The organism is Microbulbifer thermotolerans (assembly GCF_900112305.1).
In the GTDB taxonomy this organism is placed as follows: domain Bacteria; phylum Pseudomonadota; class Gammaproteobacteria; order Pseudomonadales; family Cellvibrionaceae; genus Microbulbifer; species Microbulbifer thermotolerans.
This window is the reverse complement of record NZ_FOKT01000001.1, coordinates 56,165-80,693: the sequence shown is the minus strand read 5'-3', so window position 1 is coordinate 80,693 and position 24,529 is coordinate 56,165. Positions and strand designations below refer to the sequence as shown.

General features: G+C 59.4%; 19 protein-coding genes. 3 read left to right on the top strand and 16 right to left on the bottom strand.

Annotated elements, in window-relative coordinates; genetic code table 11:
* Window positions 1–3,504, bottom strand: a complete 3,504-nt coding sequence (locus BM155_RS00325; protein WP_067151976.1) for a PAS domain-containing hybrid sensor histidine kinase/response regulator — start codon at window positions 3,502–3,504, stop codon at window positions 1–3.
* Window positions 3,505–3,652: 148 nt separating this feature from the next.
* On the opposite strand from BM155_RS00325, the gene BM155_RS00320 reads away from it, so the two are divergent.
* The gene (locus tag BM155_RS00320; protein ID WP_175487723.1) at window positions 3,653–3,943 is read left to right on the top strand and encodes a DUF1540 domain-containing protein; all 291 of its coding nucleotides are present in this window, start codon (window positions 3,653–3,655) and stop codon (window positions 3,941–3,943) included.
* A gap of 244 nt (window positions 3,944–4,187) precedes the next feature.
* Window positions 4,188–5,558, top strand: a complete 1,371-nt coding sequence (gad, locus tag BM155_RS00315) for a glutamate decarboxylase (protein ID WP_067151973.1) — start codon at window positions 4,188–4,190, stop codon at window positions 5,556–5,558.
* 90 nt (window positions 5,559–5,648) lie between these two features.
* Here gad and BM155_RS00310 read toward each other — a convergent pair whose 3' ends face one another.
* The 14 genes from BM155_RS00310 to BM155_RS00245 form a co-directional block, all read right to left on the bottom strand.
* The gene (locus BM155_RS00310) at window positions 5,649–7,814 is read right to left on the bottom strand and encodes a prolyl oligopeptidase family serine peptidase (RefSeq protein WP_067151970.1); all 2,166 of its coding nucleotides are present in this window, start codon (window positions 7,812–7,814) and stop codon (window positions 5,649–5,651) included.
* Between the two features lie 440 nt (window positions 7,815–8,254).
* On the bottom strand, window positions 8,255–9,253 hold the full coding sequence (lipA, locus tag BM155_RS00305; RefSeq protein WP_067151967.1) for a lipoyl synthase: 999 nt from the start codon (window positions 9,251–9,253) through the stop codon (window positions 8,255–8,257).
* The gene (lipB, locus tag BM155_RS00300; protein ID WP_074900902.1) at window positions 9,246–9,962 is read right to left on the bottom strand and encodes a lipoyl(octanoyl) transferase LipB; all 717 of its coding nucleotides are present in this window, start codon (window positions 9,960–9,962) and stop codon (window positions 9,246–9,248) included. The genes lipA and lipB overlap by 8 nt, the downstream gene beginning before the upstream one ends.
* Window positions 9,962–10,237: an HP0495 family protein gene (locus tag BM155_RS00295; protein ID WP_074900428.1), complete on the bottom strand. Its 276-nt coding sequence runs from the start codon at window positions 10,235–10,237 to the stop codon at window positions 9,962–9,964. Before BM155_RS00295 ends, lipB begins: the two co-directional genes overlap by 1 nt.
* Before the next feature lie 172 nt (window positions 10,238–10,409).
* Window positions 10,410–11,555 carry a D-alanyl-D-alanine carboxypeptidase family protein gene (locus tag BM155_RS00290; RefSeq protein ID WP_067151960.1) on the bottom strand — a complete coding sequence of 382 codons (1,146 nt, stop codon included), beginning with the start codon at window positions 11,553–11,555 and terminating at the stop codon, window positions 10,410–10,412.
* A gap of 42 nt (window positions 11,556–11,597) precedes the next feature.
* Entirely contained in the window at window positions 11,598–12,455 is an 858-nt protein-coding gene (locus tag BM155_RS00285) for a septal ring lytic transglycosylase RlpA family protein (RefSeq protein WP_067151957.1), read from the bottom strand.
* Window positions 12,456–12,643: 188 nt separating this feature from the next.
* Window positions 12,644–13,633: a lytic murein transglycosylase B gene (gene mltB, locus BM155_RS00280; RefSeq protein ID WP_254773064.1), complete on the bottom strand. Its 990-nt coding sequence runs from the start codon at window positions 13,631–13,633 to the stop codon at window positions 12,644–12,646.
* Window positions 13,634–13,686: 53 nt separating this feature from the next.
* A complete protein-coding gene (gene rodA / locus BM155_RS00275; protein WP_231902454.1) occupies window positions 13,687–14,832 on the bottom strand; it encodes a rod shape-determining protein RodA in 1,146 nt (381 codons plus the stop codon).
* Entirely contained in the window at window positions 14,825–16,723 is a 1,899-nt protein-coding gene (gene mrdA / locus BM155_RS00270; RefSeq protein WP_067151948.1) for a penicillin-binding protein 2, read from the bottom strand. The genes rodA and mrdA overlap by 8 nt, the downstream gene beginning before the upstream one ends.
* 112 nt (window positions 16,724–16,835) lie before the next feature.
* Entirely contained in the window at window positions 16,836–17,312 is a 477-nt protein-coding gene (gene rlmH, locus BM155_RS00265; RefSeq protein WP_067151945.1) for a 23S rRNA (pseudouridine(1915)-N(3))-methyltransferase RlmH, read from the bottom strand.
* Window positions 17,313–17,318: 6 nt separating this feature from the next.
* A complete protein-coding gene (gene rsfS / locus BM155_RS00260) occupies window positions 17,319–17,681 on the bottom strand; it encodes a ribosome silencing factor (RefSeq protein ID WP_067151942.1) in 363 nt (120 codons plus the stop codon).
* A gap of 12 nt (window positions 17,682–17,693) precedes the next feature.
* The gene (gene nadD / locus BM155_RS00255) at window positions 17,694–18,374 is read right to left on the bottom strand and encodes a nicotinate-nucleotide adenylyltransferase (RefSeq protein ID WP_067151939.1); all 681 of its coding nucleotides are present in this window, start codon (window positions 18,372–18,374) and stop codon (window positions 17,694–17,696) included.
* A 51-nt stretch (window positions 18,375–18,425) separates the two neighbouring features.
* The gene (locus BM155_RS00250) at window positions 18,426–19,706 is read right to left on the bottom strand and encodes a glutamate-5-semialdehyde dehydrogenase (RefSeq protein WP_074900421.1); all 1,281 of its coding nucleotides are present in this window, start codon (window positions 19,704–19,706) and stop codon (window positions 18,426–18,428) included.
* Window positions 19,707–19,848: 142 nt separating this feature from the next.
* Complete coding sequence (locus BM155_RS00245; RefSeq protein WP_074900418.1) at window positions 19,849–20,424, bottom strand: LON peptidase substrate-binding domain-containing protein; 576 nt, start codon at window positions 20,422–20,424, stop codon at window positions 19,849–19,851.
* 616 nt (window positions 20,425–21,040) lie between these two features.
* Between BM155_RS00245 and ypfJ the strand changes: the two genes are divergently transcribed.
* The gene (gene ypfJ, locus BM155_RS00240; protein ID WP_074900413.1) at window positions 21,041–21,913 is read left to right on the top strand and encodes a KPN_02809 family neutral zinc metallopeptidase; all 873 of its coding nucleotides are present in this window, start codon (window positions 21,041–21,043) and stop codon (window positions 21,911–21,913) included.
* Here the strand turns inward: ypfJ and BM155_RS00235 are convergent.
* A complete protein-coding gene (locus tag BM155_RS00235) occupies window positions 21,910–24,492 on the bottom strand; it encodes an efflux RND transporter permease subunit (protein ID WP_082817377.1) in 2,583 nt (860 codons plus the stop codon). The two genes, ypfJ and BM155_RS00235, sit on opposite strands and share 4 nt — an antisense overlap.
* Window positions 24,493–24,529 lie beyond the last annotated feature (37 nt).

Below are 24,529 nucleotides of genomic sequence, written 5' to 3'. Positions count from 1 at the left end.
TCAGCTATCGACCGCTTGTGGCTGGCGCCTGGCCAGGCGCCGCACCAGATTGCGCAGAGCCGCCGGTTTTACCGGCTTGGACAGATAGAAATAACCGCGGCTGACGGCGGCATCTCGCACTTGTTCGGAAATGTCCGCGCTGATCAATATCCCCGGCAGTGGCTGTCCCCAGTGTTCACTCAACCCCTCCAGCGCGCCTATACCCGTGGCATCGCAGTCCAGGTGGTAATCGACGATCACCAGCTGCGGCGGCTGGGTGCCGGGCCAGACGGACAGAGCCTCTTGCAGAGAGCGCGCCGCGCTCACTCGGCAACCCCAGCCGCTGAGCAGGCTCTGCATCCCGCGCAGAATGGAATCCTCATTGTCAATGCAGAGTACACGAATCCCGGATAGGTCGGCCCCCGCGATCCGCGGCTGCGGCGCCTTGGGCTTGTCCGCCAACGCAACGCCCAGAGGTACGCGAATCGAAAACACCGCACCCCGCCCCGGTGTCGACCGCACGCGGATGGGGTGCCGCAGTAAATCCGCGCTGCGCTTGGCGATGGCCAGTCCCAGGCCCAGCCCCTTGTCCGCGGGCCTGTCGGCGGAAGACAGGCGCACGAACTCTTCAAATATCTTCTCCTGGACTTCACACGCGATCCCGGGCCCTGTGTCCCACACTTGGATTTCCAGTTCGCGTCCGCGCCGGCGCGCTCCCAAGAGCACTTTTCCGCGTACGGTGTAACGCAGCGCATTGCTGAGGAAATTCTGCAGAATACGTCGCAACAGGTGTCTGTCGCTGTATACCCAGGCTGCAGAGCGCACGTAGCGCAACTGCAGCCCCCGGCTGGCGGCGATGGCCTGGCACTCAACCGTGAGAGCGTCGAGCAGCTCTCCCACCGCAAAGTGCTCATATTTAGGCGTCAGGTTGCCGGAATCCAGGCGGCTGATTTCGCGCAGGGCGCCTATCAACTGCTCGGCGGCACCGAGGGCGCTGTCGATATGACCGATATCCTCCAACATTTCACGCGAGACGCCAGTGCCAGCCTTCTGTTGTGCCGAGGCGATAAACAGGCGCGCGGCATTGATCGGTTGCAGCAAATCGTGGCTGGTATGGGCGAGAAAACGGGTCTTGGCCGCGTGCAGCTCGCGCATCTGCGCTTCCACCTCGGCGCGGCGTCGGTTCTCCGCCTGCAGCGCCTCATTACTGGCGCGCAGCTCCGCCGTGCGCTGCTCCACCCGCTCCTCGAGTGTGCGCCGGTTTTCTTCCAGCGCGTCTACTGCGGCGCGGTAATCGCTGATATCGGAGAAGGTGGTCACGAAGCCACCGCCGGGCATCGGCGTTCCGCGCACTTCAACGATGGTGCCGTTGGGCAGTCGGCGCTCAAAGCGGTGGGCACTGCCGTGGCGCAGCAACTGCAGGCGCCGCTCTATCTCCACTTCAATATCCACACCCTTGCCATAGAGCCCCCGCTCAGCATTGTGGCGGTACAGCTTTTCTACCGGGCAGCCGATATACAACAAGCGCGGCGGGTAGTCGAACAGCTCGATGTAGTGCTGATTCCAGGCCACCAAGCGCAAATCCGCATCCACAACACTAATGCCCTGACTAAGCGTTTCCACCGTTGTCTGCAGCAGCTCTTGGGAGAAGCGCAGTTTCTGCGACGTGCCATCCACCAAGCGGGCGATGTCTTCCAGCTGAAAAGGCCGGTTGGCGCGCAGCAGATCCATTACCTGGTGCGCAGTGGCCGAGCCCACAATGCCCGCGAGGATGCTCTCCGCCTCGGCCACCGCAAAACGCGGCACTGCGTCATCCGCCAACAGGCGCTGACCGCTGCGCTGCTCAAAACCGCTCCAAATCTGTTCCAAGCGCTCGAGGCCGACAAAAGGCTGCATCAGGCTTTTTAACTGCCCCACACCAATCGCTGTCAACTCCAGATCGGCGCCGCGATCCAGCTCACTCAGCTCGACAAAGGCCTGCGCCTGGCGGATATCTCGCTCCCGTGGACGGCACAACAGGGACACAGCCGCGAACAACAAGATGTTGATCAGCAGGCTCCAAAGAACGCCGTGACTGAGCGGGTCGAGCAGAGTAAGGCCGAAAAGCTGCTGCGGCCGCAGCCACTGTAACCCAAAGAGACCATCTGTCAGCAGCACGTGCTGCGGAAACACCGCCGGCAGCACCAGGCAGTAGAACCAGAGGCCGTAACCCGCCACCAGCCCGGCCAACACCCCTAAACGGTGGGCCCGACGCCAGTAAAGGGCGCCGATCAGCGCCGGGGCCAGCTGTGCGGCGGCGGCAAAACTCAGTAAACCGATGGAAGCCAGCGGCGCCACACCGGTAATCGCCCGGTGCATGCCCCAACTCATCAACAGCAGTACCAGAATGCTGAGGCGGCGAATCAGGCGCAGATGGTTGCCCAGCGCCGCCGCGGACAGGGAGGTAAAGCGGCTGAGGAACAGCCACAGTGGCGCCACCAGTTCATTGGAAATCATCACCGCCAGGGTAACCGCAGCAACGATGACCATACCGGTGGCCGCGGAAAAGCCGCCGATGTAGGCCAAGAGAGTCAGGGCATTACTGCCGCTGGTGAACGGCAGTGTCAGCACCAGACTGTCCGGCTCCAGCAGTCCCTCCGCCAGCAGCGGTCGCCCGGCGAGGGCGATCGGCAAAATTAACAGGGAAAAAAGTCCCAGATAGAGCGGCAACAGCCAACGTGCGGTGCGCAAATCGCGGCTGTCCTGAAACTCCACCACCGCCATGTGGAATTGGCGTGGCAGACAAATAATGGCTGTGGTGGCAAGAAACGTCTGTATCAGGAAATTGGCATCCGGCACCAGCGGGTCCAGGCGCAGGTCCACCGCAGTGTAGCGCTCATGGCCCAACAGTAACCACAGGGCCAGCCCGGCCACAGCGGAAAAGGAAAACAGCTTGACCACCGACTCCAGTGCTATGGCAGCCACCACACCGCGGTTGCGCTCGCGCCCCTCCAGATGGCGGGTGCCGAAAAGCATCGCGAACACACCCATCATCAGCGCCGTGGCAAATGCGGAATCCAGACCACCGGGGGCACCGGCTGCCGGTCCCTCGCCAATGGCATCCCAGGCCATGGTCAAGGCGCGCAGCTGCAGGGCGATATAGGGCAGGCTGCCGACGATGGCCAGCAGGGTCACCAGGGCCGACAAGCCCTGGCTTTTACCATAGCGGGAGCCGATAAAGTCGGCGATGGAGGTGACTTTCTGCCGCTCACTGACCAGCATCAGCTTGCGCAGGAAGGCGCCGCCAAACAGGAACAGCAGCATCGGCCCCAGGTAGATGGGCAGATAGCTCCAGGTGCTGTTGACCGCCTGCCCCACAGCGCCGAAAAAGGTCCAGGAGCTGCAGTAGACAGCCAGTGTCAGCGCATAGATTACCGGGCGGTAGCGGGGCAACCACTGCTTGCGCCGCTCGGCCCGCCAGGCCACCAAAAACAGCAGCGCCACGTACAAGAGGGCAAAAACGAGCAAAAAGGGCTTGCCGATCATTTTTTACTCCGCGCTGGCGTCGGTTCCCTTTATACCCGACAGACGCCCTCCCGCGCTATTCGCTATTCGTCGGCTCCACATTGACAAGGCCCAAAGCTGAGCTAGGCTCCAACGTAAAAACATCCCCACCTGCCGAGAGAACGCCACCATGATCATCGCCACAGATATGCCCGAAGTTACCCAGTGCGTCGTCTCCCAATGCGCCTTCAACGCCAATTCCTCCTGCCACGCCAAGGCGATTACTATTGGCACCGGCACGGAACCAGACTGCGACACCTACTTCGGCAACCACAAGCACACGCAAAGCCAGCGCACTGCCGGTGTCGGCGCCTGCAAAATGACCGACTGCAAACACAACGACGACTTCGAGTGTGCCGCGGACAGCATCCAGGTGGGTGACAACGGCGACGGGATCAATTGCCTAACCTACACCCACTAGCAAAGCGTTGAAATATTTTTCAACAGCCTACCTGCCAGCGCGCCCCCACACCCCGACAAGTTGTCGGGGTGGCGACACACTCTTCTCCTTCTTTCGGCTCCGCAATCGCAATTTTGTTGCGTGTAACCCAGCCAATCCGCCCCGGCGTTCCCTTCACTGAAGAACTAGCCTTATTGAAAAACGGGTTGCCAATAATCCCCCTCTTACGCCGGCTTAAACGACGATTCCGAGGAGAATCCAACAGATGAGCGCCAAAACCAGGATTGAAACCCCCTTTGACCGATACAACCACGATATCCCCGCAGATCATATTCCCGAAAACGGTGTAGAGCCCCGAACAGCACTGGAAATGGTCAATGCAGAGTCCTGGACAGATGCACAGCCGGCGATGAACCTCTCTTCCTTTGTCACCACCTTCACCGAACCGGAATCCCAGGAAGTCGTTCATCATAACTATTTGAAGAATTACGTTGACCACGACATGTACCCGCGGATCTTCGCCATCGAGCAGCGCATGGTGCGCTGGCTGCACAAGCTGTGGAATGGCCCCGCGGATGCAACCCCTTACGGCACCGCCACCATCGGATCATCCGAAGCCTGTATGCTCGCCGGCTTAGCGCATAAGTGGAACTGGCGCAAAGCGCGGGAAAAAGTCGGCAAGGATACGAGCAAACCGAACCTGGTCACTGGCGGTAACGTGCAAATCGTGTGGAAGAAATTTATGCGCTACTTCGATGTGGAACCGCGCATAGTGCCGCTCAAGGTGGGCGACTACCGGCTGACCGCTGAGCGATTAGAAGAGTTTGTGGACGAAAACACCATCGCCGTAGTCGCCATCGCTGGGCAGACCTTCACTGGAGAAGACGATGACTTCGAAGGCATCCACCAGTGGCTGGACGACTACGAGAAAAAGACGGGGCACTCCATCCCCCTGCATATCGACGCAGCTTCTGGCGGTTTTATCAACCCGTTCCTGTACCCGGATTACAAATGGGACTTTCGTCTACCGCGAGTGCAGTCCATCAACGCCTCCGGACACAAGTACGGATTGGTACCTCCGGGACTGGGCTGGGTAATATTCCGCAATGACAAGGTATTCCACGAAGATCTGATCTTCTACGTCAATTACCTGGGCGGAGAGATGCCCACATCCACACTGAACTTCAGCCGCAACGCCGCGCCTGTGGCCTACCAATACTACGCTTTTCTGCGCCTGGGTTTTTCCGGCTACAGAGACATCATGCAACGCACTTTGGAAAACGCCAACTGGCTGCGGGAAAAACTGTTGGCAAGTGGCTATTTCGAGATTATGAATAAAACCCAGCGCATTCCAGTGGTGGCATTAACCCTGAAACAGGGACTCAACTTCAACGAATACGATGTCTCCGCCAAAGTGCGCGAACGCGGCTGGGTGCTCTCCGCCTACGCCATGCCGCCGGATGCAGAGTCCGTCAACAGCTTACGGATAGTGGTGCGGCCGCACCTAAACAGAGACACCATGCACCTCCTCGCCGAAGACATCATCAGCGCCTGCCAGTGGCTGCAGAAACACGGCGGCAATGAGACGCCACCAAAACTGCACGATCACACTAAAGTTTCGCCGAGCAAGTGCTGAACCACTGATTTATTCACGCGGGCGCTGCAGTGGATTTCTGAGCGCCCCGCTCTGCAACCCGGCAAAGGGGAAGACCCCCGCACGGAGCTTTCAGTTGGGCAGCTCTGATATTCCCATATTGAACAGAGTAAAGCTGAAGATATCCGCATACTGTTCAATGGTCTTTGATACCGGCGTACCAGCACCGTGCCCGGCTTTGGTCTCGATGCGGATCAGGGTCGGCGCCGCCCCCGCCTGCTTGGATTGCAATTCCGCGGCAAATTTGAAGGAATGCGCCGGCACCACCCGGTCGTCGTGATCCGCTGTGGTCACCAGAGTGGCCGGATATTCCACACCGGCGCGCACATTGTGCACCGGTGAATAGCCCATCAGGTATTTGAACATTTCCTCGCTCTCTTCCGCGGTGCCGTAGTCATAGGCCCAACCGGCACCGGCAGTGAAGGTGTGATAGCGCAGCATGTCCATCACACCCACCGCGGGCAGCGCCACCTTTACAAGATCCGGGCGCTGGGTCATCACCGCTCCCACCAGCAGGCCGCCGTTGGAGCCGCCGCGTATGGCCAGGTAATCACGCGAGGTGTATTTGTTTTCAATTAGGTATTCTGCCGCAGCGATAAAATCGTCAAACACATTCTGTTTCTGCAGCTTGGTACCGGCATCGTGCCAACGCTTGCCGTATTCACCGCCACCGCGCAGGTTTGGTACCGCGTAGACGCCACCCAACTCCAGCCACACGGCGTTGGCAATACTAAAACTCGGCGTCAGGCTGATATTAAAACCGCCGTAGCCATACAGGATGGTGGGGTTTTTACCATTCAGCTCCAGGCCTTTTTTATAGGTGATTGTCATCGGGACACGTGTGCCGTCCTTGGAGGTATAAAACACCTGCTTGGACTCATAGGCGCTGCTGTCGAAATCCGCCCCGGACTCGCGGTAAATCTCCGATTTTCCTTCGACAACATCGAAAGAGAAGATGGTTCCCGGCGTCTTGTAGTTGGTGAAGGTGTAGTAGAGCACCTCATCCTCTTTTTTGCCGCTGAGAGAGCTGGCAGTGCCCGGCCCAGGCAGTTCAATTTCGCGGATACGCTCGCCGTTAAAATCGTACTGATACATCCTGGACAGCGCGTCGACCATATAGCGGGCAAAAATATAACCGCCACCGGTGGAGGCACTGAGCACATGCTCTGTTTCCGGAATCAGATCTTCCCAGTTAGCCGGTACTGGGTCGGCGGCATCCACGGTGACAATCTTCTTGTTGGGCGCGTCCAGGTTGGTGACCAGGTACAGTTTGCTGCCGACATTGTCCAGTACATAGGTGTCGGAGTCGAAGTGATCCAGCACCGTAACCAGCGGCGCGTCCGGCTGGCTCAGGTCGCGGATATACAAATCATTGCCGGAGGTAGAGTTGGAACCGGAGATCACCAGGAAGCGGTCATCCTCAGTCACATAGCCGGAGACATAGCGGCGTTTTTGACCTGGCTCGCCGCCGAATACCAGTTGATCCTCGGATTGCGGCTGGCCCAGCTTGTGGAAGTAGAGTTTGTGCTGATCCGTTTTCGCAGAGAGCTCGCTGCCCTCGGGCTTGTCGTAGCTGGAATAGAAGAAGCCCTCGTTACCCTTCCAGGAAATACCCGAGAATTTGACATCGACCAGGGGCGCTTCAAGTATTTCCTTGGTTTCAGCATCCATCACGATAATCTTGCGCCAGTCACTACCACCTTCGGAAATAGAGTAGGCGGCAATGCTGCCATCCTTGGAGAAGCTCAGTCCCGCCAGTGAGGTTGTACCATCTTCACTGAACTGGTTTGGATCGAGGAATATCTCCGGCTCGCCATCGCCCTTCCGGCGCCACACCACATACTGGTTCTGCAAACCGTCGTTGCGATAGAAATAGGTGTAGTCCCCCTCCTTGAACGGAGAACCGACCTTCTCGTAATTCCAGACCTGTTCAAGGCGCGCCTTGAGTTTGTCTCGGTAGGGAATCCGCTCGAGATATCCAAAAGTAACTGCATTCTGCGCCTCGACCCAGGCCTGGGTTTCCTCACTGCGGTCATCCTCCAACCAGCGATACGGATCCGGGACCGGCGTACCGAAATAGGTATCCACGACTTCCACTTTGCGGGTTTGCGGATACACGATATCGGCTTCAATTACCGAAGACTTCATATTTGAGTGCTCAGCATCAGAAACATCAGGGGATTCTCCAGAGCAGGCCACCAGGACACCTGCCAACGCCAGAAGTTGTGCTTTTTTCATCTGTTATTTTTTTCCTTTTTGCGTTTGATAAAACGTGTGTATCACCGGATCAAAGATCAAGCGGGCTGGAAAACCCGAGTATAAAAGCTGCGACCCTTCCGATAAATTACCAAAATCCCGGGAAGGCTCTGATAAATTCGCTTCCTGACGGTAAAGATACTTCGCACTTAGAAGAGAAGCTCAGATGGAGGGGGGAACATTTTTTGCAACCGCCAGATTCAGAGACGGAAGCTACAGGGAAGTACTTGCGCGTTTGCGAAACGAGCGTTTCATTGTCTAAGCGCCCGACAAGTACTGCATATTCAGGATGGGGACTACATCCTGGAAGCCGCTGATACTTTCGGGCGCTTTAGCTGGAGCTGGCTCAAGGGGAGAGACTTGCGTTCCGCTTGCGCGCGCAGAGCCTTTCCCCCCTGAGAGCGACCCCAACAGCTGCCGCTTTAACCAACCTTTTCCCCATGCGCCTGCTTGTCGGCGTGGTAGGAAGAGCGCACCAGCGGGCCGCAGGCGGCGTGCTTGAAACCGATCTGTTCGGCGTAGCGGCGGTATTCTTCGAACTCGTCGGGATGCACGTAGCGCTTGACTGGCAAGTGCTCCTTGCTCGGCTGCAGGTACTGACCGATAGTGAGCATGTCGATATCGTGTGCACGCATGTCTTCCATTACCTGGAAGATTTCTTCCTTTTCCTCACCCAGCCCCACCATCAGGCCGGACTTGGTCAGCACATCCGGGCGGCGTTTCTTGTACTCCTGCAGCAGCTTCAAGGACCACTTGTAGTTGGCACCGGGACGGGACTCGCGGTACAAGCGCGGCACGGTTTCCAGGTTGTGGTTGAAGACATCCGGCGCTTCTTTTTCCAGGATATCCAGCGCGACTTCCATGCGGCCGCGGAAATCCGGTGTGAGAATTTCCACCTGCAGGTTGGGCGAGTGTTCGCGAGCAATGCGAATACAATCGGCGAAGTGCTGGGCGCCGCCATCGCGCAGATCATCGCGGTCCACGGAGGTGATCACCACATAGCGCAGTCCCATGGCGGCGATGGCTTCCGCCAGGTGCTTGGGCTCTTCCGGATCCAGCGGCAACGGCTTGCCGTGGCCCACGTCGCAGAAGGGGCAGCGGCGGGTACAGATTTCCCCCATGATCATAAAAGTGGCGGTGCCACCACTGAAACATTCACCCAGGTTGGGGCAGCTGGCTTCTTCACAGACAGTGGCCAATTTCTGCGAGCGCAGAATACTCTTTATGCGGTCCACCTCCTTGGAGGCGGGAACTCTGACGCGAATCCAGTCCGGCTTGCGCAGCATCTGATCACTGGCGATGACTTTGACGGGGATGCGCTCCACCTTGTCGCCATCGCGCAGTTTCTCGCCGGCCTGCAGGCGGCGGGTGCGTTTTACCGGTATCAGATCGGGCTGGGCCGGTTTGGAATTATCAGCCATTGGTCGTTTCCTGATTTTCTGTTGCCTGCACTGAGGCGCTCAAGTGTGCAAAGGTATCCTCGTCCAACGGCTGCCAGTCCGCCGGCGGCAGCGACAGGATGGACAACAGCTCGCCGATAAAAATCTCCGCTACCTGTTGCCATTCCGGCACCGGCTGCACCAGCTCCGCCATCTGCACCATCTGCATGCCGGCGTAGCCACAGGGGTTAATGCGCAGGAAAGGCGCCAGGTCCATATCGATATTGATGGCGATACCGTGGAAGCTGCAGCCACGTCGCACACGCAAACCGATAGAGGCGATTTTGTTGCCGGTGCGCGGCCCTTCGCTCAGGTAAACACCAGGGGCGTCGGCGCGGGGCGCGGCGGCGATACCGAAACCTTTCAGCATCGCGACGGTGGCGGTTTCCAGTGCGGTAACCAGCTCGCGCACGCCGATTTTCGCGCGGCGCAGGTCCAGCAGTGGATAGACCACCAGCTGTCCGGGACCGTGGTAGGTTACCTGTCCGCCCCGGTCCACCTGCACCACCGGAATATCACCGGTATTCAGGAGGTGCTCTGCCTTGCCAGCCTGCCCCTGGGTAAACACCGGTTCGTGCTCCACGCACCAGATCTCGTCCGCGCTCTCTTGGTTGCGGATATCGGTATAGTGGGACATGGCCCGCCAGACGGACTCGTAGGGGCGGCAGCCCAGATTGCGAACAATTGTCATCAAAGCACCATATGTATGGACGGATGCGCTTTGAGTTCCTCAAACAGTGCTTGCAACTGCGGTTTACCGGTGGCGAGGATATAGAAAGTCATGGAAGTGAAATTACCGCTTTTGCTCTCGCGCAGGGTAACCCGTTCCTCGTCAAAACCGGGCGCGTGCCGGCGCATCACTTCGAGAACGAACTCGTGCACTTGGTCGTCCGCGTCGCGGACCACCTTGATCATGTAGTCTTCGCAGGGAAATTCGATTTTCGGGGGCTGTGGTTCTCGATTCATACCGCTCTCCGGGGCCGCGCGGCAGACTGAGTGAAACCGGGAACGCGGCCGGGCAGCGATTATACAGTGGTGTGCCCGCAGTGGACAGGGAGCCGGAGGGATAACGGCCACACGCGTTGGCGGTATGGCGCGAGCCCCTCTCCCGCAAGCGGGAGAGGGGGAGTGCAGAAAATCAACCAAAGAGGCCCATCACAAAGCGCTTGATGGCGTCCCAGAGACGTTTGAAGAAACCGGCCTGCTCCACTTCCTCGGCAGCCACAGCTTTGACATCGGCGACAGTCTCGCCATCCAGGGTCACGACCACCTTACCCAGCGGCTGTCCCTTGGTCAGCGGCGCTTCCAGCTCACCATCGATAATCAGGTCGGCTTTGATGTCTTCCTCGCCACCGCGGGGAATGGTGACAAACACATCCTCCTCGACCGAAATGCCTACCTGCGATTCCTTACCGCCCCAGACGCGTTCGGTCTGCAGCACCTCATCCTTGCTGTAGACCTTGTGGGTCTGGAAGTAGCGGAAACCGTACGCGAGCAGTTTTTGTGTCTCCGAGGCGCGCTTCTCGTCACTATCTGTCCCCAAAACCACCGCGATCAGGCGCATCCCCCGTTTCACCGCCGAGGCAACAAGGCAGTAGCCGGCTTCTTCGGTGTGCCCTGTCTTAATGCCGTCCACTGCCGGATCGCGCCACAGCAGGCGGTTGCGGTTGGGCTGGTTGATACCGGCGTAGCTGAAGTATTTCTCCGAGTATATTTTGTAGTGCGCCGGGTGATCCGCAACCAGTGCCCGGGCCAGTATGCCCAGGTCGCGGGCGGTGGTCAGGTGACCTTCCGCCGGCCAGCCGGTGGCGTTGACGAAATGCGTATCTTTCATGCCCAGCAACTCTGCCTGCTGATTCATGACTTCCGCAAAGACTTCCTCGCTGCCAGAGACATGCTCCGCCAGGGCGATACTGGCATCGTTGCCGGACTGGACGATAACACCCCGCAGCAGGTCTATGACCGGCACACGGTCACCCACCTTGACGAACATTTTCGAACCGCCCTTGCGCCAAGCCTTCTCGGAAATGCGCACCATATCCTCTTCCTTGATGGTGCCCTTCTCAATCTCGTCGGAGACGATATAGGCGGTCATCATCTTGGTAAGGCTCGCCGGCGGCACCTGTTTGTCGGCATTGTGTTCCACCAGGACCTGGCCCGTATGAGCGTCGAGCAACAGGTAAGCCTCTGCGGCCAGCTGCGGCGGTGCCGGGATCAACGACTGGGCATGGGCCAGACCGACACAGAACAGCAGGAAAGTGCAGGCAAAAAGGCGGTTCATCATGGATAAGCGTTTCATTATTCCTCTGTAATTCCCAAGGTTCTTTTAGTCATAAACAACTTGCGGCTGCCCCAGCCGGTTTTGTTCCACTGTCTCGCGTGCGGCCACCAGAGCGCGCTGCTGCGCGATGGGCCCTATGCGCACCCGATAAAGCTTCCTCCCGCCCCGATCCACGGGAGTGACCGATACAGGATAGTCAATCAAGGCGGCCAACTGAGCGCGCACATCGTCGGCCTTTTGCGCACTTCCGTAAGCCCCCACCTGCAAATAGGTATTGGGCGGCAATTTAAAGCTGGCGTCCTGGGCGAGGGCCGCGCGCGCCGCCACATCGCGTTCCACTGCCAGGGTGTCACCCGCCGGCGGCAGCGAATCCGGGTCCAGCGCCTCCACTTCCACCCGCGCCACGCCCTTTTCGATAAAACCGAGTTTTTGCGCGGCGGTGTAGCTCAGGTCGATGATGCGCCCGGGCACAAAGGGGCCCCGGTCGTTGACCCGCACAATCACACTGCGGCCGTTTTCCAGATTGGTAACCTTGGCGTAGCTGGGCAACGGCAACGTCTTGTGCGCGGCAGACATTGCGTACATATTGTAGACCTCACCATTGGCGGTGCGGCGGCCGTGAAATTTGGTACCGTACCAAGAGGCGTGTCCGCGTTCCCTGTAGCCTTTGACCTCGCTGCGTACCCTGTAGGTGACTCCGTTGACCGTGTATGGGGACTTGTTGCCAGCTTCGCCGATAGGTTCACGCACCGGCGTCGGTTCGGGCGCCGCCAGCATATCCACCGGCACCGGCGGGCCGCTATCCGCCACAGGATCTGTGTCAGGTTGGCGGGGCTGGTTGCTGCAGGCCGCCAGCACGAGGATTGCCAATGCCGCCCCCAGGCGCACTTGATATCGATACATAATTCCCCCCGGTCGCGGCACGAAGCTGCCGCCCCCAAGCCATTATTCTGCGCTAGTGCTGATAAATTAAATTGCTTCGATTGCCAGTCTGGTATTTGGTTCCTGATGCCATTTTTCTTGGCACCGCCCTGTACAGCATCAAAACAGAGCGTTGTGCATTTGCTTTTCCGGCACTGCCATCCGGGATATTAGGACCTGCCTCCCCGCGCCTTGACGATTTCCTGGGACAGATCGTAGGCCGCCATGGCATAGAGGCGGCTGCGGTTGTAACGGGTGATTACGGAAAAGTTGTTGAGACCGATCCAATACTGCTTGCCCCGCTCGGTATCCAATGCAAACACACTGGCCGGCATATCTGGAGAGACCTGAGCCGTAGTGGGAAAGCCTTTTTCCGCCAACTGGCCAACGGTCCATTTGGGGTCCAGGCTTTCATTGACGATGGTCATATCGGCATTGGGGCGCGGATTGGCCAGTACCGCCACCGGCTCGCCGGATTTCCAACCGTGTTCGCGGAAATAGTTGGCGACACTGCCGATGGCATCCTCGGTATCGGTCCAGATATCGATACGGCCGTCGCTATTGAAATCCACCGCGTAGGCGCGGTAGCTCGATGGCATAAACTGCCCGAAGCCCATAGCGCCGGCATAGGAACCTTTCAGCTCTGTGGGCGCCATTCCCTGCTCGCGGGTCAGCAACAGGAAGTTTTCCAACTCCTTGGTAAAAAACGGCGAACGGCGCGGATAGTTGAACGCCAGGGTAGCAAGGGCATCCAGCACCCGGTAACCGCCCATATTGCCACCGTAGCGGGTCTCGATACCAATGATGGCAACGATAATTTCCGCAGGTACCCCGTATTTTTTTTCTGCTTCCGCCAACACCCTGGCGTTCTTGCCCCAGAAATCGACACCGCCGGCAATACTCTGCGGCGTCAGAAAAATTTTGCGGTATTCATGCCAGGGCTTGGCCTTCTCCGCAGGACGCTTAATGGCCTTGAGAATCGATTTTTTCAGTTTGGCCTCGCGCATGAGCGCAGTAAGCTCCGCGCGGTCGAATTCGTGTGTTTCCACCATATAATCGACGAACGCCATGGCCTGCACATTGTCACCGTGGCCGGACTCCTGAGCGCAGGCGGCGAGTACCAGCCCCATACCCGCCAATAATCCTGTGGTCCACTTCAAAACAACCGCTCCTATTTTCATGGTACTTCTCTTACATCCACCTTTTTCGCCGGCTAGAAAGTGACCCTGCGCCTTTCTGTGCCTATGGCCATCAAAATCCCGAATCCCGCCATCAGGGTGATCAGCGAGGTCCCCCCGTAGCTCACCATCGGTAGTGGCACTCCCACCACCGGCAGCAGCCCGGTAACCATGCCGATGTTTACAAATACATAGACAAAGAATGTAAGCGTAATACTCCCCGCCAACAGCCGACCGAATACCTGCTGCGCCATAAAACTAATATAGATACCGCGCGCAATGATCAATACATAGAGCAGGAGCAGCAAAAGCGCCCCGCGCATACCCCACTCTTCCGAGAGCACGGCGATAATAAAATCCGTGTGGCTTTCGGGCAAAAAATCCAACTGCGATTGAGTGCCCTGCATATAGCCCTTGCCCAAAAGGCCACCGGAGCCAATAGCCGCTTTAGACTGGAATATGTTCCAGCCTGCGCCGAGGCGATCCGCGTCCGGATTGAACAGCGTGAGGATCCGCTGGCGCTGATAGTCCCGCAGTCCCCACTGCCAGATGGGCCAGGCGGCAACCAGCATCGCCACCGCGGCGCCGCCGATCATCCGCCAGCTGAGCCCCGCGAGATAGAGCGCAAACAGGCCCGAGGCCGCGATAAGGATAGAGGTCCCCAGATCCGGCTGGCGCACGATCAACGCCGCCGGCACCGCGACGATGGCCAAGGCGCCAACTACGGTTGCGAATGTCGGCGGCAAACTGCGCTTGTGCAGGAAGGCCGCCACTGACATGGGCACCGCCAGTTTCATAATCTCCGAAGGCTGGAAGCGAAACCCGCCCAGCTCCAGCCAGCGTTGCGCACCCTTGGCGCCAGCGCCGAAAAAAAGCACCGCCACCAGAAGACCGCACCCTCCCAGATAGGCCCAGGGAGACCAGCGCCGATAGACATCCAGCGGTATCTGCGCAATCACAAACATGCCGACAAAAGCCAGAGCCATGAACACTGCCTGGCGTTTCACATAATGCACTTCACCGGCCGCCGCACTGTAGAGCACGCCCAGCCCCACCGAGGCCAACACCATCAACAAGACCAGCAACGGGACGTCGATATGCCAGCGGCGCGACAGACTCACCGGGCGGCTGAGTCCACCCTGGGAATCCGGCAGGCGGTGCATGTAATCACGCCTAGCCACGCAGGCGCCCTCCTTCGCTGTCAACGGTTACCGGCGGCAGCCCCGCGGATTTTTCTCCGGGCCGCGACAACCAGTCGAAAAAGACTTCCCGCGCCACAGGCGCGGCGACCTTGCCCCCACCCTCGCCGTTTTCCACCAGTACCGACACAGCGATCTGGGGGTCCTCCACAGGCGCAAAGGCAATAAAGAGGGCGTGGTCCCGGTGGCGCTCCTTCAGGGCCTCGGAATCGTAGCGCTCACCCTGGGCGATACCGACCACCTGGGCAGTGCCCGACTTGCCGGCGACGCGGAAATCCAGCCCGGCACCGGCTTTCTTACCGGTACCTCTGACGCTGTATACCACCGCCTCCATACCTTTGAAGACCAGATCCCAATGCTCCGGGCGCGCCTCCACGTGGTGCAAGACTTCCGGCGGCAGTACAACACCATCCACCGCCTTCACCATCTGCGGCCGATAGTGGGTGCCGCGACTGGCGATGGTAGCGGTCATCACCGCCAGTTGCAGTGGAGTAGCCAACACAAACCCCTGCCCCAGTACCGCGTTGAGACTGTCGCCGGGGAACCAGGGCAGACCGCGGGCGCCGCGTTTCCATTCACGCGATGGAAAGAGACCGGCGCGCTCCACCGGCAAGTCGATCCCCGTCTTCTCACCCAGGCCGAAACGGGCGGCAATGTCATGCATGCCATCGATATTCCAGCGGTAGGCCATATCCCAAAAGTAGACGTCACAGCTTTCCGCCAGCGCCTGAACCAGATCCACCTTGTCACCGTGGCCCCAGCGTTTCCAGTCCCGGTAGATGCGCGGATCGTTAGGCAAACGGTAAAAGCCCGGGTCCTTGATGCGGGTCTCGGCATTGATTATGCCCGCCGCCAAGCCCCCCAATCCCATCATGGGTTTCAAGGTGGAACCCGGCGGATACTGGCCCTGTAAGGCGCGGTTGAACAAGGGTACGTCCAGGGAATCGGAAAGCGCCCGGTAGTCGTTGAAACTAATGCCGGTTACAAACAGGTTGGGGTCGAAGGAGGGCTTGCTGACAAAGGCCAGCACACCGCCGGTCTTGACATCTATGGCCACCACGGCGCCACGTCTGTCCCCCAGGGCGTCGGAGGCCACCTTTTGCAGGCGCGAGTCCAAGTGCAGCGTCAGGGCGGCGCCGGGCTTGGGATCCTGGCGCTCCAACACCCGCAATACACGACCGCGGGCATTGGTCTCCACATTTTCGTAACCCACTTCGCCCAGCAGCAGATCCTCGTAGGAACGTTCGAGGCCCACCTTACCGATACTTTGCGTGCCCCGATAGCGGCGCACATCCTCCTCTGAGAAGTTGGCCAGCTCCCGGTCGCTGATACGGCCCACGTAGCCAACGCTGTGGGCGAAAAGGTCGGTGCGCGGATAATAGCGCACCAATTCCGCCTCCACCGACACTCCGGGAAGGCGGAATTCATTGACACTGATACGCGCTATCTCATCCTCGCTGAGACGGAAGCGCAGTGGCACTGGCTCGAAGGGCCGACGCCGCTGCATGCGCTGGCGGAATTTTTCCACGTCACTGTCATCAAGGCGTACCAAGCGGCCGATCAGTTCCAGGGTGGCGTCCAGATCCCGCACCCGTTCGCGCACGATCGCCAGCGTGTAGCTGGGACGGTTGTCCGCCAGCAGCTCACCGTTGCGGTCATAGATAAGTCCGCGGGTCGGCGCAACTGGGCGCACCTGGATGCGGTTTTTGTCCGACTGGGTGCGGTAGCTGTCGTAGTTGACCACCTGCAGATGATAAAAACGCGCCACCAGTACCCCCAACATCAGCACCACTACAGCGATCGCCACCAACATGCGGTTGCGAAACAGCCGCTGCTCGGTCATTGGATCTTTTAGGTGGAGGTCGTGGGCCATGGGATATATGTGAGACTGGCGCGTAAACTGGCCATCGAGTGTACAGGTTTAGCACTGAATGATGAATGCGCGATTTGGCATTTCACCATAGGTCAAAGCGCGGGTATTCCTTTTACTTGTGATATGGGTGTCCCACCAACAGTGTCCAGGCGCGGTAAATCTGTTCCGCCAGCAACACCCGAACCAAAGGGTGCGGCAGTGTCAGGGGGGACAGGGACCAGCGCTGCCGGGCCCGAGCCAGGCACTCGGGAGAGAGGCCGTCCGGTCCACCAATCAGCAAGCTGACACGCTCGCCCTGCATCTGCCAATCCGCCAGTTGCCGCGACAACTGCTCCGTGCTCCAGGGTTTGCCCCGGACATCCAAGGCGACAACATGGTCCCTGGGAGCGAGTGCCGCCAGCATGGCCTCCCCCTCCTGCCGGCGCGCTTTTTCAATCAGCGCCGGCGAGGCTTTCTGGCCGCGATTGCCCAACGGGATCTCCACTATTTCCAGCGCCAGCTCGCGCGGCAGCCGCTTCGCATACTCGCCGTAGCCGTCCTGCACCCAGGCGGGCATCTTCCCACCGGCGGCAATGATTCGGATCTTCACCGTGGCTCAGTCCCGCTGGGGATCGTTGCCATCGGCACTATCGCGGGTGTTCGGCGTCATGCTCCACAGCTTCTCCAAGTCGTAAAAGCTGCGCACTTCCGCCCGCATCACATGCACAACCAGATCGCCGTAGTCCACCAGCACCCAATCCCCCTGCTCCATTCCTTCGACACCGATCGGGCGCACACCGGCTTTCTTGCCCTCTTCCACCACATTGTCGGCGAGGGATTTCACTTGGCGGTTGGACGTGCCGGTACAGATTACCAGGCTATCCATGACATCGGAGAGCGCGGAGACATCCAGGGAAACAATGTCCTGCCCCTTGAGATCTTCCAATGCCGCCAGGGCGATTTCTTTGATATTCGTCATAACACCTTTTTGTCAGTCATCGTTCGAGTCACCGCGCAGCGCGGCTTGTCGATAGAGTTGATGGTCGTCTATGTATTGCAGCACCGCAGCCGGCAGCAGGTAGCGCGGGGACTGACCGCTCGCAATCAACTGGCGGATATTGGTGGCGGAAATCGGCAACAGTGTCTGTTCGCGCACCACCAGACGGCCGCGTGACTCTGTGTGCAGATCCCGGATCTCGCCACTGTGGCGGCGCAGAATATCGGCCACCTCACCATCCGAGGGCAACTGCCAGCCGGGGCGGATCACCACCACCAGGTGCGCCAGTTGCAGCAGGCGGTCCCACCGGTGCCAGCTCGGCAGCGTCAGCAGTGAGTCGAGCCCCATGCAAAAGCTAATGGAGGCCTCCTCTCCCAATTCACCGCGCAATTCCTCCAGCGTATCCACCGTGTAAGTGGGACCGGAGCGTTTCAGCTCCCGCTCATCCAGCTGCAGCTCAGCGCAGCCCTCCAGTGCCAGCCCCAGCATATTGCGGCGGTGAACGGCGGAGACCCCCGGCCTGTTCCTGTGCCCGGGCTGATGGCTTGGTAGCAGGCGCATTTCATCAAACCCCAGCGCCTGGCGCAGTTCCAATGCCATGCGCAGATGGCCGAAGTGCACTGGATCGAAAGTGCCGCCGAATAGGGCGATGGCGCGCCTGTTACTATTCATCATACCGACCCTTAAACAGCGCGGTCTTCCTCTTTAAGCCGAGCGAGGCAGCGCCTAGCGGCGGATATGCCCGTCGCCGAGCACTATCCACTTCTGCGAGGTGAGGCCTTCCAGCCCCACTGGGCCGCGGGCATGAATCTTGTCAGTACTAATACCAATCTCCGCGCCCAGACCGTATTCGAAACCATCCGCAAACCGGGTGGAAGCGTTTACCATCACTGAACTCGAATCCACTTCCGCCAGGAAGCGACGCGCACGGCCGTAGTCCTCGGTGACAATGGATTCGGTGTGGCCGGAGCCGTAGCGGGCGATATGATCCATGGCGTCATCCAGGTGATCGACCACCCGAATCGCCAGTACCGGCGCCAGGTATTCCTCGCTCCAATCGCTCTCGCTGGCCGGAGTGCAATCAGTCAGAACCTTGCGCGTGCGCTCGCAACCGCGCAGCTCTACCCCCTTCTCCCGGTAGGCCTCCGCCAGGCGCGGCAGAAGGCGGGACGCCATGCCATCCGCCACCAGTAGTGTCTCCATGGCATTGCAGACACCGTAGCGGTGTGTCTTGGCATTGAGGGCGATATCGAAGGCTTTTTCCACATCGGCGCGGTCGTCGATATAGACGTGACATACGCCGTGCAGATGCTTGATCACTGGCACCCTGGCTTCGCGGCTGATCCGCTGTATCAGTCCGGTGCCTCCGCGGGGCACAATGACGTCCACATACTCCGGCATGGAAACCATGGCGCCAACGGCGGCGCGGTCCCGGGTATCCACCACTTGCACAGCCGTCTCCGGCAGCCCGGCTTCCCGCAGCCCGGCGGCAATACAGGCGGCGATGGCGCCGTTGCTGTGCAGCGCCTCGCTGCCGCCGCGCAGAATCGTTGCGTTGCCGGACTTCAGGCACAGGCTGGCAGCGTCAATCGTCACATTGGGACGGGATTCGTAGATAATCCCCACCACTCCCAGAGGCACGCGCATCCGCCCCACCTGAATCCCGCTGGGGCGGTATTTCAAATCCTCTATCTCTCCCACCGGATCCGGCAGCTTGGCAATCTGATGCAGCCCCTCGATCATCGCATCCACGCGCGCATCATTCAGCGCCAGGCGGTCCAACAGGGCCGCATCCAGGCCATTGTCGCGCCCGGCCTGCATGTCCACCTCATTGGCCCGCAGTATTTCGTCACGCTGCGCATCCAGGCGCGCCGCAATTGCGGCCAGTGCGCGGTTCTTGGCCGCCGTATCGGCGCGGGCCATCTGCCGCGCCGCCGCGCGCGCCGCGCGCCCCATCTCTTCCAGTTTGCTGTGGGTACTTTGCTGGTCGGCTGAAGAATTCGTCATTTTGGCTCTCCGTGCGGCGCTCGATGGGCCGCGCAGTATAACTCAGGGCGGTGCGGGATAAAGGCGCGATTTACCTTGGAGAACCTCTGATTAATTCGCGCAAGAGCTGTAGTCGGCTTCGGGGTACTCAGGCAATGGCGTTTTATTCCTTCGCCCACCGATCCAGGTTCGCGGCGATGTCCGCCAGGCGTGCCAGCGGATCATCTGTCGCCAGCAGCTCCACCCGCACCCGATCCTCCAGAGGCAACAGCTGCGCCAGCTGCCAGGAAAGCGCGTCGGCGGAGTCCACCGGGCCAAATCGCAACGGGAGCATGGCGGCATGCTGCTTCAGTTCATCTAACACGCTCAACAGGCCGTCGCACTCTTCCGGCACTGGTTTGGATTCCGCTTGCGGCAGCCATTCCACATTCCCCAACAGCAGCCCGTCCTCGGCCCAGTCAGTACTGCGGATACGGAAGCGCTGTTGACCGGCTACCTGGATATGCAGCAGCCCCTCTTCTCCCTGACTCCAATCAACGATCCTCACATAGAGACCGTAAGGCCACACGTCGGCGCGTCCCACCTCGCCTCCGGAACGGATCGGTACCACGCCAAAACCCCGATCCGATTTCAGGGTTTCACTGACCAGGCGCAAATAGCGTTGCTCAAAGATACGCAGCGGTAAGGTCACACCGGGAAACAGGGTCAAATGCAGTGGAAACAGCGGGATTTGAGGCACGGCTAACTCTCAGGTCTGGATTTCGAAAACCTCTGACTCTCGCGCCCCTGACGAAATAGGATTTCGCACCCGGAAACTATCACGGTGCAACTTTAAAGATACCATCCACACCGGCTGCCGCCAGGAACGATTTTCGTGCGGGCGCAGGCAAGGCTCCCTGATTCATCCCCTTCCGGCGGTTAAGGCTCTTCGCTCCCCAGTGAATAGTGCATTGCGTGAGCACCGCGACTTTAACGGCAGCACTCGCGCGAATTCATCAGAGGTCACTAAGGGAATCCCTGATTATTTCGCTACCTGACGGTAAAGGTTCTTCTGTGTTGGATGAGAAGCTCAGGTGATGGAATGGATATTTCGAAACCGTCGGATACAGGGATGTATCCGACGGAGCTACAGGGACCTACTCGTGCGCTTTCGAAATGTCCACCCCATTGCCTGAGCGCCTCGAAACCAGCTACCGCGCTCAAGCGAATGAATCAGGGGTTTCCTTAGGCGAATTTATCAGAGGTTCCCTAAACTGCTTGAAAACAGAATCTTTTGCAAATGGTGCCGGGTTGCCGCTCGAAGCGGACCTCCCGCCAGCCAACACGATGCCGAAATTGTTACGGGAGATGGTTCTATGCGGTGGCGCCACGGCCGCAGAAGCAGCAATATCGAGGACCGCCGCCAGTCGCGCGCCACCGGCACAGGGAACCTCAGCAGCTTGCTGGCACTGGTACCCCTACTGGTGCGCAGTAAGACCGGCTGGCTGATTCTGGCTGCACTGGCAGCGCTCTACTTCTTTGGCGGCAACCGACTGTTCGAGGCACCGGGGACGCCACCGGACACGTCTCAGGCGCGGGAGCAATCGGCACCGGAGGATAGGGTGGCCGACTTCGTGTCCGTCGTTCTGGCGGATACCGAGGATACCTGGACACAGTTGTTCAGGGCTGCCGGTACCCGCTATGTACCGCCCAAACTGGTGCTATACAGGGACGTGGTGCGCTCCGCCTGCGGCCTGAGCTCCGCCGCAGTGGGACCCTTCTACTGCCCGATGGATAACAAGGTATACCTGGACCTCAGTTTCCTCGGCGAACTCCAGCGCCTCGGCGCGCCGGGGGACTTTGCCTTCGCCTATGTGATCGCCCATGAAGTGGGCCACCATGTGCAGAATCTTTTGGGAATCTCGCGAAAGGTGCAGGAGACACGCGCACAATCCAGCAGAGCCACCGCCAACCGACTGTCGGTTATGCTGGAGCTGCAGGCGGACTGTTTCGCCGGCGTCTGGGCCTTCTACGCCCACCGCGATCGACAGATGTTGGAACCCGGTGATCTGGAGGAAGGCTTGTCCGCCGCCGCCGCGGTGGGCGACGACCGCCTGCAAAGACGCGCCGGGCGCGCCGTTTCTCCAGACTCCTTCACCCACGGCAGCGCCAAACAGCGGGCCTACTGGTTCAATCGCGGATTTACCAGTGGCGATGTGAACCAGTGCAACACCTTTGCCGCCCCTTAACGGGCCGCCGGGTCAACCGCAAGGCTCTCCTCGGTCTCCGAAGACTCTTCCGGTTTCTCTGCAGACCGCAGCGGCTTGAACAACAACAGCAACAGCGGCAGCAAGGTCAGCGATCCCAGCAGCGCTGCGGACATGGCCAGCGCAGTGAGCAGGCCAAAGTAGATAGACGGCACAAACTTGGACAGCGCCAATATCGAGAAGCCGGCGATGATCGTGATGGCCGTATAGAACATGGCGCGGCCGATGGTGGCATGGCTGCGGTGCATGGTGGCCAGGTAGTCGCCGTCTTTCGCAAACTCATCGCGGAAGCGGTAGAGATAGTGAATAGCGTGGTCCACACCAATCCCCACGGTGATGGCAGCAATGGTGATGGTCATCATATCCAGCGGGATACCGACCAGACCCATTCCGCCCAGCACGATACTGGCGGCGAGCAGATTGGGAACCAGAGCGATAAGGGCCAGCCACAGGGAGCGGAAGAGCACCAGGAACATCAGCAGTATGCCCACAAACACCGCACCCAATGTCAGTATCTGCGACTTAAACAGGCTCTGCAGCATATTGTTGTAGAGCACCAGCAGCCCGGTCAGATGGATGTCTTCCTCCGCCATTCCCATTTCTGTGTAGGCGTAGTTGTAGACCCGCTGGATCAATTCGTCGCGGCGCAGATCCGGGTCCGTCTCCATTACCCTCAGAGTGATACGCGCCTGGTCGTGTTCGACCGAGAGATAGGGGGCAACCAACACATCATTGATTTCTTGCGGCAGGCTGTTTTGCGCCACCGCCAGCTCAAAATCATTGAGGGGGCCGCCGTTGAGATCCCTGGCCACTTTGTACAAGGTGGCGAGGGATTGCACCTTGCCAATTTCCGGCTGCCGCTCCAGGAAATCGTGCAGCTGCTCTATCTTCGCCAGGCCGGCCACGGTAAACCAGTAGCTCTGCTCTGCTTCCCCCTCGCCGCCGAAGGGGTCATCGGAAGCAAAGGGGTCATCCTCCGCGTAGGCATCGCCGCCCGCATCCGCCGCAAAGGGATCCTCCTCCCCCTCGAACGCCGGGGTCTCCTCCGCTGGTTTGTCGAGAATAATATCCAGGGTGATTGTGCCGCCGAGGCGGCGGTCGATCACCAGCATACCCTGGTAGATTTCGGTGGAATCGTCGAAATAGTCGATAAAGCGGTTTTCCACCTTCAACTGCGATATACCCACCGCGCCGGCAATTGCCGCCACCAGGGCCACACCCAGTACCAGACCGCGGTAGCGCTCGGTAAAGCGGGCAAAGCGCAGCGTAAAGGCGTGGGAGTTGTCCTCGCTCACGCCACCGGTGCGCTTCGGCAGGATCATCAGCAGCGCGGGAATCATCAGGAAGGACAACACCAGAGCCAAGGTCACACCGATGGTCATCATCCACCCGAAGTCGATCACCGGTCGTATGCCGCTCACAACCAGGGACACAAAGGCAACGATGGTCGTCAGCGCCGTGTACAGACAGGGCTTGGCCATAAAGCGCACTGTCGCCAGCGCCAGATGCTCACGATCCCACTCTGGGTGCTGGGCGATATACTCCCGATAACGTACCGCCAGGTGAATGGTTATGGCCAGGGTAATGATCAGCAGCAGAGCGACAAAATTGGCCGAGATCACCGTCAGGCGCCAATCCAGCCAGCTCAACAGCCCCAGCATGATCACCGCGGTAGTTACGCAGGTGGCCAGCGGTATCAAAACCCAGCGGGCCTGGCGGAAAATAATCAACAGGGTGGCGATGATAAACAGCAATATGCCCACACCGAACACCACCAGATCGCTCTTGATAAAGGCGATCATATCAGCGCTGATCATGGACACGCCGCCGAGAAACAGCTCCGCCTCACCCTTGTAACGGTCGATGATGCCGCGCACTTCTTCCACGCGGGCGCGGGAACGCTGCTCCTGTTCCGTGCGGTGCTTGAGGTAGATTTCGGACACCTCATCCAATCGCGCAGCCTCCGCTTCTGTCAGCCCCTCTGCATTGCGCTTGCGGCGCAGCGCATCCCGCTCCCGCACCAGCTCAATACCGCGCTCGTCCAGCGCGAGACTGGCCAGTAGCGCCGTGGTCTGGCCGTCCGGGCTCAGGATCAGATCGCGGTAGATGGGGCTGGACAGAAATTCCTGACGCGCGAGATCCTTGTCGGTACCGGGTGTGGAGAGCGTGCGCAGCCCGTCACTGATTTCAGATATGGACATCTTGGGGCTGTAGAGCAGCGGCACATCGAGAATAGTCTGCACACCGGTGACGCCATCCACCTGTGCCAGCTCGTCGCGCAGACGCCTCAGGGTGGTCAGGGAATCGGCATCAAACAAATCGCCGTTGCGGTAGCGGTAGGTGACGACCAGAAAATCCCCACTGGCGTAGCGTTTGGAAATCTCGCGAAAGTAATCCAGAGCCTGGTCGGTCTCCAGGGTCAGCGCGTCCGCCGAGGCGTCCAGTTTGAACCGCGGCAGGCCCAGGGCGGCAGCCACCACAAGAATGAGTACTGCCAGCAACACCGTTTTCGGCCGGCGGATTACCAGATTTTCATAGCAGTTTTTTAATGCTGACAGCATATAGTTTCACTTAATAAAAACAGTTAATCGTAAAGTG

Coding starts and splice junctions, on each gene's coding strand:
- BM155_RS00325 (WP_067151976.1), bottom strand. CDS start 3,504: ATGATCGGCAAGCCCTTTTTGCTCGTTTTTGCCCTCTTGTACGTGGCG.
- BM155_RS00320 (WP_175487723.1), top strand. CDS start 3,653: ATGATCATCGCCACAGATATGCCCGAAGTTACCCAGTGCGTCGTCTCC.
- gad (WP_067151973.1), top strand. CDS start 4,188: ATGAGCGCCAAAACCAGGATTGAAACCCCCTTTGACCGATACAACCAC.
- BM155_RS00310 (WP_067151970.1), bottom strand. CDS start 7,814: ATGAAAAAAGCACAACTTCTGGCGTTGGCAGGTGTCCTGGTGGCCTGC.
- lipA (WP_067151967.1), bottom strand. CDS start 9,253: ATGGCTGATAATTCCAAACCGGCCCAGCCCGATCTGATACCGGTAAAA.
- lipB (WP_074900902.1), bottom strand. CDS start 9,962: ATGACAATTGTTCGCAATCTGGGCTGCCGCCCCTACGAGTCCGTCTGG.
- BM155_RS00295 (WP_074900428.1), bottom strand. CDS start 10,237: ATGAATCGAGAACCACAGCCCCCGAAAATCGAATTTCCCTGCGAAGAC.
- BM155_RS00290 (WP_067151960.1), bottom strand. CDS start 11,555: ATGATGAACCGCCTTTTTGCCTGCACTTTCCTGCTGTTCTGTGTCGGT.
- BM155_RS00285 (WP_067151957.1), bottom strand. CDS start 12,455: ATGTATCGATATCAAGTGCGCCTGGGGGCGGCATTGGCAATCCTCGTG.
- mrdA (WP_067151948.1), bottom strand. CDS start 16,723: ATGGCCCACGACCTCCACCTAAAAGATCCAATGACCGAGCAGCGGCTG.
- rsfS (WP_067151942.1), bottom strand. CDS start 17,681: ATGACGAATATCAAAGAAATCGCCCTGGCGGCATTGGAAGATCTCAAG.
- nadD (WP_067151939.1), bottom strand. CDS start 18,374: ATGATGAATAGTAACAGGCGCGCCATCGCCCTATTCGGCGGCACTTTC.
- BM155_RS00250 (WP_074900421.1), bottom strand. CDS start 19,706: ATGACGAATTCTTCAGCCGACCAGCAAAGTACCCACAGCAAACTGGAA.
- ypfJ (WP_074900413.1), top strand. CDS start 21,041: ATGCGGTGGCGCCACGGCCGCAGAAGCAGCAATATCGAGGACCGCCGC.
- BM155_RS00235 (WP_082817377.1), bottom strand. CDS start 24,492: ATGCTGTCAGCATTAAAAAACTGCTATGAAAATCTGGTAATCCGCCGG.